The organism is Cryobacterium sp. TMT2-42-4, from assembly GCF_004402645.1.
Taxonomy (GTDB): domain Bacteria; phylum Actinomycetota; class Actinomycetes; order Actinomycetales; family Microbacteriaceae; genus Cryobacterium; species Cryobacterium sandaracinum.
Window position 1 is genome coordinate 23474 of sequence record NZ_SOFT01000022.1, and the last position, 16950, is coordinate 40423.

A 16950-nucleotide genomic window follows, 5' to 3' on the forward strand; every position below is an offset into this window, starting at 1 on the left:
CCTAGATCAGTTTCCGTTTCTCGATCTGTTCGAAGGTGCCGGTCGCGTCCGTGAGCCCGCCCCACAGCGTCACCTGTCCACTGGCCAGGGACTCCTGAACGTCGATGATCCGCTGGTTGCTGCTACCCCGGAACTGCAGCTTGAGGTCGCGCTGGGCGAGTTCGAACCGACCGTCGACCAGAACGTCGATCGTGCCGAGAAGGGCCAACTTGTCCGCACTCTCCCGCAACAGTTCTTCGAACGTGTAGCCGGTCCAGCACCACACATCCTTCGACGTGCCGAACTCCCGGCGCACGCGGTCGAGGAGGGCCAGGCACACCCCGGCGTTGAGGAACGGCTCCCCGCCGAGGAGGGTGAGGCCCTGGACGTACTCCTGGCCAAGGTCGGCCAGGATCCGGTCCTCGAGTTCCGGGGTGTACGGCTGCCCGTAGCGGAAACTCCAGGTGGCCTCGTTGAAACAGCCCTCACAGGCGAACAGGCAACCGGACAGGTACAGGCTGCACCGCACCCCCTCGCCGTCGACGAAGACGAAGGGCTTGTAGTCGCCGACGTACCGCTGGCTCAGTTTCTCCGACAGCCACTCGCCGGGCCGGGGGTTACGCATCCTCGGCGACGGATGCCGCGGCATCCGCCCCACGGATGCCGGTGGCGCCCGGCATGTGCTTGACCCGGGAGGTGATCTCGGTGTGCCGGCCGTGCACCATCGGGCGGGCCTGCGGGTTGCCGAGGTAGCCACAGGTGCGCTTGACGACATCGCAGGTCATCGGGTCGGCGTTGTGGCACTCGGGGCACTCGAATCCACGCTCGGTGGCGTCGAAGTCGCCCGAGAAGCCACAGGCGTAGCACCGGTCGATCGGAGTGTTGGTGCCCAGATAGCCGACGCGATCGTAGGAGTAGTCCCACACCGCCTCGAGCGCCTTGGGGTTCTGCTGCAGGATCGGGTATTCGCAGTAGTGGATGAACCCGCCGGAGGAGTACGCCGGGTAGACCTTCTCAAAGTCCAGCTTTTCGAACGGCGTCGGGCTCTTGCGAACGTCGTAGTGGAAGCTGTTGGTGTAGTAGTCCTTGTCGGTGAGGTTTGCCACGGCGCCGAACTTCGCGGTGTCGAGTCGGCAGAACCGGTCGGTCAGGCTCTCGCTCGGCGTCGAGTACACGCTGAACTGGTAGCCGTACTCGGCGCTCCATTCCTGGGTGCGCCCATGCAGCGTGCGCAGGATCTCGACGGTGAAGTCCTTCGCTTCGGGATTGGACTCCCAGTCACCGCCGTAAAAGGCCGCGGCCACCTCGTAGAGGCCGATGTAGCCGAGGGAAACGGTGGCGCGCTTGTTCTTGAAGAGGGTGTCGACGGGCTGACCGGCATTCAGGTGTTGGCCGAAGGCGCCGTAGATGTAGAGGATCGGGGCGTTCTCCGGGGTCGCTTCCTTGCACCGGTCGATTCTGAAGAGCAGGGCGTCGCGCGCCGTGCTTACCCGTTCGGCGAGAATGCTCCAGAACTTGTCCTTGTCACCGGCGGCCTCGAGGGCGATCCGGGGCAGGTTGAGCGTCACGACTCCGAGATTCATCCGACCCTCGGAGACGTCGTTGCCCTGACCGTCGGTCCAGCCCTGCAGGAACGAGCGGCAGCCCATCGGCACCTTGAAGCTGCCGGTGAGTTCGACGATCTTGTCGTAGTTGAGGATGTCGGGGTACATGCGTTTGGTGGAACATTCCAGCGCAAGCTGCTTGATGTCGTAATTCGGGTCGGTCGGTGCCAGGTTGAGGCCGCGCTTGATGGTGAAAATCAGTTTCGGGAAAATCGCCGTGCGCTTCTCACTGCCGAGCCCCTCGATCCGGATCTGTAGGATCGCCTTCTGGATTTCCCGCTCGAACCAGCTGGTGCCGAGGCCGAAGCCCAGGGAGGTGAAGGGGGTCTGCCCGTTCGAGGTGAACAGGGTGTTGATCTCGTACTCGAGGCTCTGCATCGCGTCGTAGATGTCTTTGAGGGTCTTCTCCTCGGCGTAGGACCGGTGCTGCGACTCATCCGCGATCCACTTGCCTGCGTCGACCAGGTGCTTTTCGAGGTTCTTCTCGGCGTAGGGGGCGAGAACTTCGTCGATGCGGTTCCCCGAGCATCCGCCGTACTGGCTCGACGAGACGTTCGCGATGATCTGGGAGATCTGGGCCGTCGCCGTCTGGATCGACCGGGGCGGGTTGACGTCGGCGTTGCCGATTCGGAAGCCCTGGCTCAGCATGGTCGTGAAGTCGATCAGGCAGCAGTTCGTCATCGGCGCATAGGGGTGGTAGTCGAGGTCGTGGAAGTGCAGGTCGCCCTTCTGGTGGGCGTTGGCGACGTGCGGGGGCAACATCTTCAGGCCGATGGCCTTGCCCACCGCGCCGGCGGTCAGGTCTCGCTGCGTGTTGAAGACGTCGCTGTCCTTGTTCGCGTTTTCGTTGACGACCGATTCGTCTTTGCTGATCAGTTTGATGATCGAGTGGTTGATGTCGGTGGCCTTGCTGCGGGCGAAGTCCCGTTGGATGCGGTAGTTGATGTAGGCCTCGGCGGCGTCATATTCCTTGCTGTCCAGCAGGGCGTGTTCCACGATGTTCTGCACTTCGTAGATCTTGACGTCGACCGAGAAGCGCGAGGCGATCTCGCGGTCGACGCGGGCGACCAGATCACGGATGGTTCGGTGCGTGAGCGGGGTCAGCTCGCCGTTGACTTCGGTGAAGCTCTTGGCCAGTGCCGCGTAGATGCGGGCGTTGTCGAAGGCGAGCAGGCGCCCGTCCCGTTTGGCCACCATGAGCGCGCCCAGAGCATGCTCGGTCGTGAGGTTTCCTGCGCCGGGGTTTTCCATTTTCAGCACGCGCTGCCATCTCCTTGGGGTCGGTACCCACGGCAATCGGGCGGGACGCTGAGTCGGGCGAAAGAACCACATCTAGTGGTTGGGGTGCGGTTCACATACTACCTGTAGGGTTTCGCCGTCATGCTCTTCGGCTCGCCGCGGGTGGCTCCGAGTTGGTGGAGCGATTGCCCCGCGGCGTACGATCGGTGAATGCCACCGCCCTCCCCGTTGCCACAGCGCCACGGGCTTGACGCTGCCTGGGTGTGCACGCCGGATGCGGACCGGGCCGGGCCGCATCCGTGGCCGACCATGGGTACGTGGTTGCTCGAGCGACTCGCCGAGTTCGTCGATGTCGCCGGGTTTCTGGCCGGGGAACGCTTCGCCTATCAGTCGGGTGCGCCGGTCGTCGGCAGCGACCCCTATGGCCCGCGTACCTTTGTCTGGTTTCATCGCGATCTCGCCGATGAGACAGTTGTGCCCGGGACTATCCACGTGGTGCATCGGGATGCCCGACTCGTCGTGATCGACAAGCCGGCCTTTCTCTCGACCATTCCGCGCGGCCGACACGTTGTACAGAGTGTGGTGGTGCGCTTGCGCGCCGAGTTGGGACTTCCCGAGCTCTCGCCGTTGCATCGCCTGGATCGGGTGACGTCTGGCCTCGTGGTTCTGGCGACGGAACGGCGCTGGCGAGGGGAGTATCAATCCATGTTCCAACGTGGCGAGGTCGAAAAGATCTACCGGGCGCTGGCCCCGCTGCGGCAGGATCTGGATTTGCCCGTCACCGTGCGCAACCACCTCACGAGCAGGCGCGGCCACTGGCAGGCCGAGGTGACCGACGACCCGGCCAATGCCGAGTCGCTGATCGAGCTGGAAACCGTTCTGCAGCACACGGGCGTCTATCGGCTGACGCCGCGCACCGGAAAGACCCATCAGCTGCGGATGCACATGTTGGGCCTGGGGATCCCCATCATCGATGACCCGGTGTATCCGGTCGTTCAGGATGTCGCGCTCGACGATTTCACCCGCCCGCTGCAGCTCCTGGCGAGCGAGGTGACCTTCACCGATCCGATCGACGGGGAGTTGCGCCGCTTCGAGAGCGTCCGGACGCTTCCGCTGCAGGCTGAGGTCGGGGCGCACCGACGGATGCACGTGGTGGGCTAACCACGGCACCGCGCCGACCGAATTACTTTCTACATTCGTGCGGAATCTCTTGACTGCAGATTAGTACACAGATACGATTAGGGCATGGCTGGGGCCCCCACTCCGTACCACCCCACCGCCTCACCGCAGGCGGTGCTCTCGCTCGTGCAGCAGCTGCAGCAGGTGCGTGACCTGGCCGCGGCCGTGCTGGATTCGGTGTCTTTTTCGCTCTTGGGTGAGGCGGACGCGATGATGGTGCTGGGCATGGTCGAAGACCTCGGCCGTCGGGTCGATGCGGCCAGGGTTGCCTCTGCCGCTGATATTTCGGTGCGGTCCCGCCGTATCCTGGGTCAGGAGTCCCTGGCGTATAAGAACGGGGCGAGTAGCGGCATCGACCTGATCATCCGTCTGAGCCGCGTCTCGTCGCGTGAGGCGAACCGGCGGGTGCGTCTGGGTGAGAACGTGACCGCGCGCCGGGCGGGCACCAGCATGTTGGCGCCCTACTACCCGGCCGTGGCCGACGCCCTCACCGCCGGGGACCTCGGCGTGNGCGCCCTCACTGCCGGGGACCTCGGCGTGGATGCGGCCGAGTACATCGTCACGGCCCTCGACCGGGTCGCGGCCCGCGTCGCGCCCGACGACCTCGGCACCGCCGAACGTGCCCTGGTGGCCAGTGCGACCGGCGCCCTCACTGAGGAAACCCGCGGGCTGCCCGGGGAGGGGTTCGCGTTTCCCGCGGACCTGGTGCGGGGTATGGCGGGGCAGTGGCAGGCCCGCCTCGATCCCGACGGCACCGCCCCGAGCGAGCCCGTCGCCGAGGCCCGCAGCACTGTGGGGTTCGGGCTCTTCCGTGACGGTCTCTACCCGCTCCGCGGCGGCGTCACCGCGGAACTCCGCGGCATCATGAACGCCCTCTTCGACACCTACCTCTCCGCGCACGCGGCGCCCGCATTCCCCACGGCCGAAGAACAGGCGCGCATGGCTTCAGGCCAGCTGATCCCGGGGGCGGAGGCGGTGGCCCTCAGCGACGACCGTGACGGTGGTCAGAAACGCGCCGACATCCTCCGCGGTGTGTTCGAAGCCGCCACCCGTGACGCGGGGACCCCGACCATGGGTGGCGCCGCCCCCACCGTGATGATCCACGTCACCCAGGCCGACCTGGCCGCCGACCAGGGGGTGGGCTGGATCGACGGCGTCGAAGCGCCCATCTCGCTGGTCAGTGTGAAGCAGGCGCTCTGCGCCGGCGGATTCCAGGAGATCCTGTTCGGCGAGAACAACGAGGTCCTTGCCCTCAGCACCGAGAACCGTTTCTTCAACCGGGCCCAACGCCGCGCCCTCGCCGCCCGCGACGGCGGCTGCACCATCCCCGGCTGCACCATCCCGGCGGCGTGGTGCGAAGTACACCACGTGATTCCCTGGCACCGCGGCGGAAAAACCACGATCGACAACGGGGTCCTCCTCTGCTGGTACCACCACCACCACACTATTGACACCTCCGGCTGGCAAATCCGCATGGTGCGCGGCAAACCTGAAGTCAGGGCACCGTACTGCTACGACCCCACCCGCACCTGGCGGCCCGCCGGGGAACACCGGGCCGGGGCGCCACGGTCTCGACAGGCTCGACCACCGGGTGCGTATGTCCCCGGAAACATCGCACCAGGGTCTCGACGGGGTCGACCACCGGCGACGTGAGTGTCCGGCGGCGTGAGTCACCGGGCTCGACCACCGGGGCTCGATCATGGGGCTCAACCACGGGAGAGTTCGGCCGCCGGGGCGCTCCGGCCGACACTGTCGTCCGGATCGTGGCACGCTGATCACATGGATCTGGAGGTGGTGCCCGCGCTCACCATTCCCGAGCGCGAGCTCGGCTGGCGGTTCTCGCGGTCGTCCGGGCCGGGCGGCCAGCACGTCAATACCTCCGATAGCCGCGTCGAACTCTTCTGGAACGTGGCCGAGTCGACGACGCTCTCCGACGATCAACGGATGCGCCTGCTCGCCCGCCTTGCCAAACGTCTCGTCGACGGGGTGATCACCGTGACCGCCTCCGAACGGCGTTCCCAGCTGCGCAACCGCGAGCTCGCCCTGGCGAAGCTCGCCGATCTCGTGGCCGCGGGCCTGGCTCCCGATGCGGCACCGCGCCGCCCGACCAAGCCCACCCGAGGTTCGGGTCGACGGCACCTCGCAGCGAAGCAACAGCGGTCGGCCACCAAGAGGCAGCGGCAGCGGCCGTCCGCCGAGTAGCCGCGAGTGCGGGTGAATCGCCGTTTGGCCCAGCCGAAGCCGACGTTTCACCCGCACTCGCGGCCGACGGGGTGCCCCGCAGCTGGGAGCCCGCAACGAAGACCTACCGCACCAGCAGCATCTGTCGGAAGAACGCCGCGAGCTCAGCGGTCGCGGTCAGCGGCAGCACGTTCGCCACATACATGTCCGGGCGCACCACCACGATGGCGCCCCCGCGGTCGATCCCGCGCAGCTCGAAGATGTCGCGCGCCGGGTCGGTCGCATAGAGCTTCTCGTAGTCGATCAGCTCAAAGGGGCCTGTTGTCGGCAGGAAAACGCCCGGGACCCGGCCGATGTCCACCCCGGTGTGCTCTTGCTGGTAGACCACCTTGATGTCGAAGACACTGTCGATGTCGCTCCCGGTGGGGGTGTGCGCGAGCAGCGGCGACTCGAGTGAGGTGCGGATCCACTCGGCCCACTCGGTCAGCGCCGAGGCGTCGCCGGACACAGCGGCATCCGCGAACGCGTACAGGCGCCACCGGCCGTCGGCGCGGTGGTGGTGGCCGAGTTGCACGGGGTTGGCATCTCCGACGCGCACCACCGGCGCGGACTTGAAGCGCTTACCGAGCGGGAATCCCGTGGCGAGGTTCTGGTGTGTTGCCTCGCCGGTCAGCATCGACGGCGGGTATTCCGTCATGAAGCCCGATGGGAACTCGGCCGTCTTCGTGTAGAACTCCTCCAGTGGAACCTCCAGGTCCTCCGACTTCGTCGCCATCAGGGTCGACCAGGTCTTGTCGAAATCGATCAGGTTCTTCGCGATGACCTGGCGCTCGGCAGAGTAGGTGCCGAGCAGAGATTCGGGGCTGCGGCCTTCGATCACGTAGCCGAGTTTCCAGGCCAGGTTGAAGCCGTCCTGCATCGACACGTTCATGCCCTGGCCGGCCTTGGCGCTGTGCGTGTGGCAGGCGTCCCCGGTGATGAACACCCGCGGAGTACGTGTGCCGATCTCGTGGGGGAGGAGGTCGTCGAACCGGTCGGTGAGACGATGGGCGACCTCGTACACGCTGTGCCAGGCGACATTCTTCACGTCGAGGGTATACGGGTGGAGGATGCCGTTGGCCTTCGCGATGATCTCCTCGATCGTCGTCGTGCGCACTGCGCCGTTGTCGTCAGCGGCCACCTCGCCGAGATCCACATACATGCGGAACAGGTATCCGCCCTCGCGCGGGATGAGCAGGATGTTTCCGCCGGATTCGGACTGGATCGCGCACTTCATGCGGATGTCCGGGAAGTCGGTGACCGCGAGTACGTCCATCACGCCCCAGGCGTGGAATGCCTGGTCGCCGGCGAGCGTACAGCCGATCGAGTCGCGCACAGTGCTGCGGGCACCGTCGGCGCCCACCACGTACTTGGCGTGCACGACCCGTTCCTGGCCCTGCTTCTCCCCGATGGTGTGCACGAGCGTCACCGTGACGGGATACTCGCCCTTGTCGGTGTTCTCCAGGCTGCGGAAGTCGAAGCCGAAATCCGGCTCCATCCGCGTGGGGGAGTGCGCCATCACCTCGGCGAAGTAGTCGAGCACACGCGCCTGGTTGACGATCAGGTGCGGGAATTCGCTGATGCCGGTGGGGTCGTCTACGGCACGGGCCGAACGGATGATGCGGGTCACGTCGGCGGGGTCCGGTGTCCAGAATGCCATTTCGGTGATGCGGTAGGCCTCGGCGATGATGCGCTCCGCGAAACCGAACGCGTGGAAGGTCTCGACGCTGCGGGCCTGGATGCCGTCAGCTTGCCCGATCGCGAGGCGCTCACCGCGGCGCTCCACGATGCGGGTCGTGATACCGGGGAACTGGGAGAGCTGCGCGGCGGTGATCATGCCGGCCGGGCCCGTTCCGACGATGAGCACGTCGACGTTCTCGGGGAGCTCGCGTGGGCGATTGAGGCCGACCCCGGCGGCATCCTGGATGCGGGGATCGGTGGACACGTATCCGTGGTGGTGAAACTGCACGGCTTCCTCACTTCTTTGTGGGCTCTGCGTGGGTGAATCGGACATCACTGTCGCAACGTGCATGTCCTAACGTGTTCGATAATCGAACACAAAGTTCTATTATCGCTTCTTGGATCATATATCATCCGGTCGGCCAGGACCAGATGGGAGGCGGCGAACCAATTCGACGGAGAATCTCGTTGACAACAGCCATTCCGTCGTGTTCGGGCCCGATAGGGGCTAAAACTCCGTCGACTTCGTTCGGGACGGAGGTGCGGCAGGGAGCTACCGGGCGATCAGGCGGTCACGTGCGCACTGTGCAGGTGCGGTAGGGCGGCGAGGATGCTGCTGACCACGCCGGCTTCCGAGCTCGACGGCGCGATGTTCGCGGCGCGCGCCAGGATGCTCGGGTGGCCGTTGGCCATGGCGTAGGAGTGCCCGGCGGCATCGAGCATCTCGGCGTCGTTGAGGTAGTCGCCGAACGCCATCGTCTGGGCCCGGCTGATTCCGAGCTGCTGCTGGAGCCGCTCCAACGCTCGACCCTTGTTCGCTCCCTGGCGCATCACATCGACCCAGTTCTCGCCCGAGACCACGACCTCCGCGGGCAGCCCAAGGCCGCGCAAGGCCGGTCCGCTCCGCTGTTCGGCGCGGGCAGGGTCGTAGATCGCCAGTTTCAAGATGACATCGTCGAGAGCGGCTGCATGCACATCCGCTACGACCTCGACCGCTGCGTAGTACCGGCGAACCTGGTCGACGAAGTGCTCATCGCTGCGCTCGACGTAGGCGCTCCGGGCGCCGCAGACGACGAGCCCCAAGTCGGCGCCCGTGGCGGCGGTGCCGCGCACCCAGTCCACGATGGGGCCGATGATCTCGGACACGACGGGTTCGACGTCGATGCTGATGCCGTCCTGCACCACGTTGGTTCCGTTTTCCGCGATGTAGATGAGTCCGTCGTGCTCGCCGAAGATGCCGTGCAGTGTCTGATACTGGCGTCCGCTGGCCGGCACGAACAGGATTCCGGCCCGATGGAGGTCGTCGAGGAGCGGCCAGAACGCGTCGGGCACGTTGCCGTCGTCGTCGAGAAGAGTGCCATCCATGTCTGAAACGATGAGACGGATGTCGGAGGGCTCTGCTGGGTGGGTCACTGCGGCGGCTTTCGGTCGTTGTTCGATCCCGGAAACGACGAGTGTTCGCGTGCGTCCCTCGGTCTGTGACGACGACGCTGTCTCTCTTGATGATGTCATCCCTGCTCGCCGAGAGCCGAGTTGCGCGCGGACTGAGCGTTGGGCGCATAGAACGAGCGGCCCTGGTGCCAAACTGACAGGATTCATTGCACTATCTGCGAGGAGCGTCGACGTGCCTGGTTTTGATTTCTTCAGCGGCCAGGGGCTCGTGCGCCCGGATATCACCGCGGCCGACGCCGAATCGATGGCGTCCTCGCTCTTCGGGATCACCGGCACGGCCCGCGAACTCGGCAGCCAGCAGGACCGCAACTTTTTGATCACCACCACTGCTGCCGCCACTGCTGCCGCCACTGCCGCCACCACTGCCCCCACCGGTGACTCCGCGGGTGGAGCGACGCAGCGCTACGTGCTCAAGGTCGACAACCCGGCCTTCTCCGCCGCCGAGCTGGCCGCGCAGGACGCGGTGATGGTGTTCCTGACTGAGCGCGGCATGCGCGTGCCACAGCCCGTGCGGGGGCTGAACGGCCTCAGCCGCCAGCACTGGCACGCAACGGATGCCACCCTCCTCCCGGTGCGGCTGCTCACCTTCGTCGAGGGCCCGTCACTCGAGGCGCGGGGCTATCTGGCCCCGCCGGTGGTCCGGGCGCTCGGCCGGCTCTCGGGCACCACGTCGCTCCACCTGCGTGACTTCGCGGCGGACGGCCTCGACCGCACGCTGCAGTGGGACCTGCGCAACGCGAAAGCCGTGATCGACCTGCTGGTGCGCTGGGTGCCGGCGGAAGAGACCCGGGATCAGCTCCGCGCCATCGCCGACAGCGCCGCCGCACGCCTGGCGACTGTGGCGTCCGCACTGCGGCTACAGACCATCCACGGGGACATCACCGACGACAACGTGATCTGCCGGGTGCTGCCGAACGGCCACCACGTGCCCGAGGGGGTCATCGACTTCGGCGATCTGGCCACCGGCTGGCTGGTCGCGGAGCTGGCGGTCACGGCGGCATCCGTTCTGCACCACATGCCGGACGATCCGCTGGCGGCCCTCGAGGCGATCGTCGCCTTCGACGAGGTCGTTCCCCTGACCGAGGCCGAGATCACCGCGCTCTGGCCGCTGATCGTGCTGCGCGGGGCGGTGCTGGTGGCCAGCGGCGAGCAGCAGGTGCAGATCGACGCGGACAACGACTACGCGAGGCACCGGATGGACGCCGAGTGGCAGGTCTTCGCCGCCGCCAGCGCGGTCGGCTGGGAGGAAGCGGACGCGGCCATACGGCAGGCGCTCGGCCGGCGGCGGCATACTGGTGCCGAACACACGACCGTGCCCGAGACGACCGTGCCGATGATCTCCGCGCTCGCCGACGGCGACTACGAAATGCTCGACTTCGCCGTGACCAGCCCGGCCCTGGCCGACGGCCTCTGGCAGACAACGGATGCCGAGTGGCGGCTCGCGCAGGCCGCCCTCGCCCGACGCGGCGCCGCCGTCGCCCCCTACGGCCAGTTCCGGCTCACCCGAACCCCGCCACACTCGCGCCGGGAACCCGACACGTTCGCGCTGTTCACCGAGGTCTTCCTGCCTGCCGGTTCGGTGATCGTCGCTCCGGCGGCTGCCTCGGTCACCGAGATCGGAGGCGACACCCTGCTTCTGACGCTGGCCGGTTTCGGGCTGCGCATCGGCGGCATCGTGTCGAACCTCGTGCCGGGGGCCGCGGTCGCCGCGGGGGAGCCCGTGGGTGTTGCGGGCCCGGTTGCTCGGGTGACCGTGCAGAAGCTCGCTCGCCCGGGTCTGACGGCCCCGCACTTCGCCCAGGCCTCCCGGGCCGCCGCGTGGGCAACTCTCGCACCGGACCCGGCGCGGCTGCTTGGGTTGGCGCCGCAGGCATCCGTCGTCGATCCGGCGATCGAACTTGCCCGGCGCGGTGCCGTGATGGCCGCGGCGCAGGAGAAGTACTATGAACGGCCGCCGCAGATCGAACGCGGCTGGCAGGAACTGCTGATCGACACTCACGGGCGCTCCTACGTCGACATGGTCAACAACGTCGCCGTGATCGGGCACAGCCACCCCCGGTTCACCCGTGCCGTGAGCGATCAGCTGGCGTTGCTCAACACGAACTCCCGGTTCCTCTACTCGGCGCTGGCCGACCTCTGCGAACACATTGTGGCGACATCACCGGATCCCATCCTCGACACCGTGCTTCTGGTCAACAGCGGCAGCGAGGCCGTGGACCTGGCCCTGCGCCTGGCCCGGATCCACACCGGCCGCAGCAATGTCGTCGCCTTACGAGAGGGCTACCACGGCTGGACGTCGGCCTCCGACGCGGTGTCGACCTCTGCCTTCGACAACCCCTTCTCCTTGGCCTCCCGGCCCGACTGGGTGCACATCGCGGATGTTCCGAACTCCTATCGCGGGACGCATCGCGGTGCCGGGGCGGCAGGGGAGTACGCGGCCGACCTGGCCCGGATGCTGGCCGATCCGGACGGCCCGGGGGAGGACCTGGCCGCGTTCATCTGCGAGCCCGTGCTGGGCAATGCCGGCGGCGTCGTGCCCCCGGCAGGGTACCTCGCCCGTGTCTACGAGCAGGTCCGTGCACGCGGCGCGCTGTGCATCGCCGACGAGGTGCAGGTCGGCTACGGCCGGCTGGGCAGCCACTTCTGGGGCGTGCAGCAGCAGGGTGTCGTGCCCGACATCCTCACGGTGGCCAAGGCGATGGGCAACGGATACCCGCTCGGCGCGGTGCTCACCCGCCGGGACATCGCCGAATCTCTGGCCGGAGAGGGCAACTTCTTCTCCTCGGCCGGCGGCAGCCCGGTCAGCTGCGTCGCGGGGCTGGCCGTGCTCGACGTCATCCGGGACGAATCCCTCCAGCAGAATGCGGATGCCGTCGGCCGGCACCTGGCAGGCCGGCTGGCAGAGCTCGCGGAACGGCATCCGTTGATCGGGATGGTGCACGGCCTGGGCCTGTACATGGGGGTGGAACTCGTGCGCGACCGGGACACCCTGGAGCCGGCGGCCAGCGAGACCGCCGCCATCTGCGAACGGATGTTGAAACTCGGCGTGATCGTGCAGCCCACCTCGGAGAGACAGAACGTGCTGAAGATCAAGCCGCCCCTGTGCTTGAGTCGGGAGAGCGCGGACTTCTTCGTCGACCGGCTCGACGAGGTGCTGCAGGGCGGTTGGTAGCGTGCGCGACGTGCGTGATCACCCCCGCGCCGAGCTCGCGGCGCTCTGCGCTGTGCAGCCTGACAGCTGAACGGAATCCAGTGGCAGACCCGGAAGGCCGAAAAAGGTTCACCACAATGGCTGCCCAAAACCCCTGACAGCGGCAGACTGTAACGACACGGGCGGGACCGGCTCCGGCAGCAGCGGTCCCGTCTCAATCGGCGTCAACGAAGCAAGCCTGGGGAGAAAATATGAACAAGTACACAGTCACGAACCCCGCCACCGGGGACAGCGGACCGAGTTTTACTCTGGCAACGGATGCTGAGGTGACCGAGGCCATCGGAGCCGCAGACCGTGCCCACAGCGAGTTCTCTCGCCGCACGTCGGTCGCCGAGCGCGCGGCCCTGATGCAGCGTGTCGCGGACCTGCACACCGAGCGGCGTGAGCATCTGGCCGAGCTCATCGTGCGCGAGATGGGCAAGCCCGTCGCGCAGGCCCTCGGCGAGGTCGACTTCGCGGCCGACATCTACGCGTACTACGCGACCCACGGCGAGGCCTTCCTCGCCGACGAACCGATCGAGCTGCTCGGTGGTGAAGGCTCGGCGTTCATTCGGAGTGCCTCCCTCGGAGTGCTCGTCGGGATCATGCCGTGGAACTTCCCCTACTACCAGGTCGCCCGCTTCGCCGGTCCGAACCTGGTTCTCGGCAACACGATCCTGCTCAAGCACGCCTCGCAGTGCCCCGAGTCCGCTGCCGCGATCGAGGCGATCTTCACGGATGCCGGTTTTCCCGACGGCGCATACCGCAACGTCTACGCCTCCAGCGCTCAGATCTCCGACATCATCATTCCAGACCCCCGGGTCTGCGGTGTGTCGCTGACCGGTTCTGAAGGCGCGGGTGCGGCGGTCGCGGAGGCCGCCGGCCGCAACCTCAAGAAGGTCGTGCTCGAACTGGGCGGATCCGACCCCTTCATCCTGCTCAGCACGGACAATATGGACGAAGCGGTCGACGCCGCCGTCGACGCTCGCCTCGACAACTCCGGCCAGTCCTGCAACGCGGCTAAGCGCTTCATCGTGATCGACGGCCTGTACGACGCCTTCCTGGCGAGCTTCACGGCGAAGATCACCGGCAACGTTCCCGGAGACCCCACGTCGCCGGACACCACGCTCGGCCCGCTGTCCTCCCTCGGTGCCGCCGAGGACCTCGAGGAACAGCTCCAGCGCGCCGAAGCCCAGGGCGCAACCGTCACCGCGCGGGGAAATCGCAGGGGCGCCTTCTTCTCGCCGACGGTCCTGACCGACGTGTCCCCTCAGAGTGACGCTTACCGGGAGGAGTTCTTCGGCCCGGTCGCCGCCGTCTATCGCGTGGCGGACGAGGCCGAGGCCGTGCAGGTGGCCAACGACGTCCCGTACGGCCTGGGTTCGTATCTCTTCACCACCGACCCGGAACAGGCCCTGCGCGTGGCGGACCAGATCGACGCCGGAATGGTCTTCATCAACGGCTCGCTCCTCGACGGAGCAGAGCTGCCCTTCGGTGGAGTGAAGAGGTCTGGCTTCGGCCGTGAACTGGGACGCTTCGGCATCGCGGAGTTTGCCAACAAGAAGCTCATTCGCATCCTCAGGTGACCCGCGGTGGCGCGCCGCCCGTCTCAGACGGTGGCGCGCCACCCGCCTGCGCCAGACTGCGGCATCCGGTCTCCCTGACGAAGTCGACGGAGATTTGGACAACACGGCTCCAAACCTGCCCACAATTGCGCGCTGCCTCAAAATCTCCGTCGAATTGGTTCGGCGCCGGGCCCGGGCGGCTCCGCTCCCTAGCTCAGGAAGAGCACCACCGCGGCGGTCACCGCGACCACGACCAGGATGGTGCGCAGTACCGGCGCGGAGAGCGTGCGGCCGATACGGGCACCCAGCCAGCCGCCCGCCGCGGAGCCAATGCCGATGAGGAGCGCGATTTTCCAGTCCACGGTTCCGCTGGAGATGAAGATGATCGCCGACACGATGTTCGCGACCCCGGCGAGCACGTTCTTGGCGCCGTTGGCCCGGTGCATGTCCGTGGACCAGAGTATGCCCAGCAGCGCGAGCAACACGACCCCCTGGGCGGCACCGAAATACCCGCCGTACACGCCCGTCGCGAGCACCCCGAGGATGAGCCCGAGGGTGAGGGGACGCGTATCCGTTTTGGTCAGCAGTGTGCCGGCGGGCGCCGCCGCCTTGCGTCGCACGAAGCCGGCCACTCGGGGCTGGATCGCCGAGAGCACCGCGGCCAGCAGCAGCAGGAAGGGCACGACGCCGGCGAACGCCTGTGCGGGCAGGGTGAGCAGGAGCAGACCGCCGACGATGCCGCCCACGGCGGAGAAGATCGCCATCACAGCTACGGGGCGCCACTGCGACCGCAACTCGCGTCGGTAGCCGTGGGCGCCGGCAATGGACGCAGGGATCAGGCCCACGGTATTGGACACGTTCGCCGTGATCGGCGGCACGCCCAACGCCAGAAGAACGGGGAAGGTGATGAGTGTTCCGGCGCCGGCGACCACGTTGATGACTCCTGCGGCCAGCCCGGCGATCAGGATGATCGCACCTTCAAGCAATGTCACATCTACCCCCACCCGCCGTTGGACCGTGCAGGTCAAGGCTAGTTCAGGAATGCTGGTTCAGGCGGCGGTGGCGGCCGGCGCCGGGGCAGTGGATGCTGCGGCTATGGCTCGCAACACCGGCTCCCCATCGCGACGGGCATCGCGACGTGACTCAGAACGGGGTCGGAATCTGTCGAACCGTCAGCTTCGGCCCCCGGTCGTCACCGCGGTTCCGGCGCCGGGGGAGCCTGACGTCGAGCCCGGGGAACGGCACGTACGGCAGATTGCTGAGGAGGTGGCTGATGACGTTGAGGCGGGCCCTCTTCTTGTCGTCGGTGTGCGCGACATGCCAAGGGTGCCCAGGCGGTGTCGGTCGCCGCAAACATGGCGTTCCTCGCGCGGGCGTAGTCGGATCAGCGGCTGTAAGAATCGTGATCCATCGGCGAGGGCTTCCACGTCTTGCGCGGATTGTTGATTCGACTCTCGAGCCGCCGAGTCTGATCATTTTTACTGACCTCAAGCCAATACATGAGCAGGATGATTCCGGAGTCGACCATCGACTGCTCGCCCAGCGGCGTCATCCGCAGGAAGTGCTCGGTCTGATCCGGAGTGCAGAAACCCATCACCCGCTCCACGCCCGCATGTTTGTTCACGCTGCGGTCAAAGAGGACCACCTCGCCGGCCGCGGGGAAATGCTCCAGGTAACGCTGGATGTACAGCTGCGACTTCTCGCGATCAGTGGGAATGGGTAGTGCCGCGACTCGGAAGACCCGGGGGCTCACCTGCGCGGTGGTGCGTTTGACGGTGCCGCCCTGCCGCCCGTGTCACGCCCCGCGAACACAGGCAGCCAGGCGCCCGGTGCTGTCCTCTGCCTTCTTGCGGGACGTGAACGCGGTGAACGGGACCTCGGCGACTACAGCGTTACTGATCCGCATTTTGGTGCCTTCGTTATAGATCGCCCTGGTGTATCAAATCGCTGTCCAGGCGCTGTCGGGGATCGTTCCGATCGCACGTTTGATGGCGGGATCCATGCGCGCGGTGACGGAGACGTCGGCACCGGCTGTGAGGGCTGCATTGATCGAGGCGTAACCGTAGCAGGCGGTGTCGGCGCGGAGGAGCACGCGGACGTTTTTTGCTCCGCGGAGACGTTTGATCGTGGCGCGGGCGTCGCGGATCAAGTGGGCGGCGCCGCGCGGCGACCCGCAGGCACCGCAGCGCAGTCGTTGACTGTTGATGCCCGGTGCTGACAAGTCTGTTTTCACGGTCGCGATGAACACGTTGAGGCGGCGCACTCCGGAGTAGCCGTAGCCGTAGCTGTAGCCGGATCCTTCCTTCTGGTACCCGTGGACTTCGATGATGGTGTCGTCAATGTCGAGGAAGATGTAGCCGTCGGTGTCGTGCACGAGCAGTGGGATTTCGGCCGCGAGGCCACCCACGAAGCGTGAGGCGAAGGCGTCGATCTGCCGGACGTGACCGAACGTGAACTCGCGCTAGAACGACCCCAACGTCGACGGCGCGTAACACTTGGTGAAGACCTTCCCCATGCCGCCGTGACGAAGAATCGCAAAGTCGTCGATCGAGGCTACGCCGGTGACCATCCCTCCGACCAGCGAGGTGACTTAGAAGCCGGCCTTGGCACTCTTGTCGGTGGGGACGGTCAGCCACTCATCGGCCAGGGTCGCCAGCCCCCTCGGGCGGCCAATTTCATGTTCGGGACCAACCCGGCGCACGACACAAGATTAGGGTCGGTGAATGATGCAGAAACGGCGGGGTTGGTGTGAGTAGCTGGCAACTACAAGATGCTCATCTGTTTGGTAAATTAACACTTTAGACAAGTCATTTTTAAGCAGATCAGCTAGGTATTCTCGGTA

Annotated in this window: 11 protein-coding genes and 1 pseudogene; 5 read left to right on the forward strand and 7 right to left on the reverse strand. The window is 66.5% G+C overall.

Annotated features, from left to right (window positions below):
* Nucleotide 1: 1 nt before the first annotated feature.
* Together nrdG and nrdD are read right to left on the reverse strand one after the other, a co-directional pair.
* A complete protein-coding gene (nrdG, locus tag E3O18_RS06700) occupies nt 2-604 on the reverse strand; it encodes an anaerobic ribonucleoside-triphosphate reductase activating protein (protein WP_134393582.1) in 603 nt (200 codons plus the stop codon).
* Nucleotides 597-2834, reverse strand: a complete 2238-nt coding sequence (nrdD, locus tag E3O18_RS06705) for an anaerobic ribonucleoside-triphosphate reductase (RefSeq protein ID WP_134393624.1) — start codon at nt 2832-2834, stop codon at nt 597-599. Before nrdD ends, nrdG begins: the two co-directional genes overlap by 8 nt.
* A 309-nt stretch (nt 2835-3143) precedes the next feature.
* Here nrdD and E3O18_RS06710 point away from each other — a divergent pair, with 309 nt between their 5' ends.
* From E3O18_RS06710 to arfB, 3 genes are all read left to right on the forward strand, one after another.
* Nucleotides 3144-3983 carry a pseudouridine synthase gene (locus E3O18_RS06710; RefSeq protein WP_241978132.1) on the forward strand — a complete coding sequence of 280 codons (840 nt, stop codon included), beginning with the start codon at nt 3144-3146 and terminating at the stop codon, nt 3981-3983.
* An 84-nt stretch (nt 3984-4067) separates the two neighbouring features.
* Nucleotides 4068-5654 (forward strand): HNH endonuclease signature motif containing protein, encoded by a 1587-nt coding sequence (locus tag E3O18_RS06715; protein WP_134417763.1) that lies wholly within the window; start codon nt 4068-4070, stop codon nt 5652-5654.
* A gap of 126 nt (nt 5655-5780) precedes the next feature.
* Complete coding sequence (gene arfB, locus E3O18_RS06720; RefSeq protein ID WP_134417764.1) at nt 5781-6203, forward strand: alternative ribosome rescue aminoacyl-tRNA hydrolase ArfB; 423 nt, start codon at nt 5781-5783, stop codon at nt 6201-6203.
* A gap of 103 nt (nt 6204-6306) precedes the next feature.
* Here the strand turns inward: arfB and E3O18_RS06725 are convergent, their stop codons facing one another.
* Entirely contained in the window at nt 6307-8190 is a 1884-nt protein-coding gene (locus E3O18_RS06725) for an FAD-binding monooxygenase (protein WP_134417765.1), read from the reverse strand.
* A 275-nt stretch (nt 8191-8465) separates the two neighbouring features.
* On the reverse strand, nt 8466-9314 hold the full coding sequence (locus E3O18_RS06730) for a Cof-type HAD-IIB family hydrolase (protein WP_255570058.1): 849 nt from the start codon (nt 9312-9314) through the stop codon (nt 8466-8468).
* 211 nt (nt 9315-9525) lie between these two features.
* Between E3O18_RS06730 and E3O18_RS06735 the strand changes: the two genes are divergently transcribed.
* Together E3O18_RS06735 and E3O18_RS06740 are read left to right on the forward strand one after the other, a co-directional pair.
* The gene (locus E3O18_RS06735; RefSeq protein WP_241978133.1) at nt 9526-12525 is read left to right on the forward strand and encodes an aminotransferase; all 3000 of its coding nucleotides are present in this window, start codon (nt 9526-9528) and stop codon (nt 12523-12525) included.
* A 230-nt stretch (nt 12526-12755) separates the two neighbouring features.
* A complete protein-coding gene (locus E3O18_RS06740; RefSeq protein ID WP_134394557.1) occupies nt 12756-14129 on the forward strand; it encodes an NAD-dependent succinate-semialdehyde dehydrogenase in 1374 nt (457 codons plus the stop codon).
* A 188-nt stretch (nt 14130-14317) separates the two neighbouring features.
* Here E3O18_RS06740 and E3O18_RS06745 read toward each other — a convergent pair whose 3' ends face one another.
* From E3O18_RS06745 to E3O18_RS16490, 3 genes and pseudogenes are all read right to left on the reverse strand, one after another.
* A complete protein-coding gene (locus E3O18_RS06745) occupies nt 14318-15100 on the reverse strand; it encodes a sulfite exporter TauE/SafE family protein (protein WP_134417767.1) in 783 nt (260 codons plus the stop codon).
* Nucleotides 15101-15492: 392 nt separating this feature from the next.
* Complete coding sequence (locus tag E3O18_RS16330) at nt 15493-15861, reverse strand: hypothetical protein (protein ID WP_198410897.1); 369 nt, start codon at nt 15859-15861, stop codon at nt 15493-15495.
* A gap of 87 nt (nt 15862-15948) precedes the next feature.
* Nucleotides 15949-16871: pseudogene (locus E3O18_RS16490) on the reverse strand (IS1380 family transposase); the annotation flags it as partial.
* Between the last annotated feature and the right edge of the window lie 79 nt (nt 16872-16950).

What these genes read in the sequence shown, in the direction of transcription:
- nrdG (WP_134393582.1), bottom strand. Translation starts at nt 604, where the DNA reads ATGCGTAACCCCCGGCCCGGCGAGTGGCTGTCGGAGAAACTGAGCCAG.
- nrdD (WP_134393624.1), bottom strand. Translation starts at nt 2,834, where the DNA reads ATGGAAAACCCCGGCGCAGGAAACCTCACGACCGAGCATGCTCTGGGC.
- arfB (WP_134417764.1), top strand. Translation starts at nt 5,781, where the DNA reads ATGGATCTGGAGGTGGTGCCCGCGCTCACCATTCCCGAGCGCGAGCTC.
- E3O18_RS06740 (WP_134394557.1), top strand. Translation starts at nt 12,756, where the DNA reads ATGAACAAGTACACAGTCACGAACCCCGCCACCGGGGACAGCGGACCG.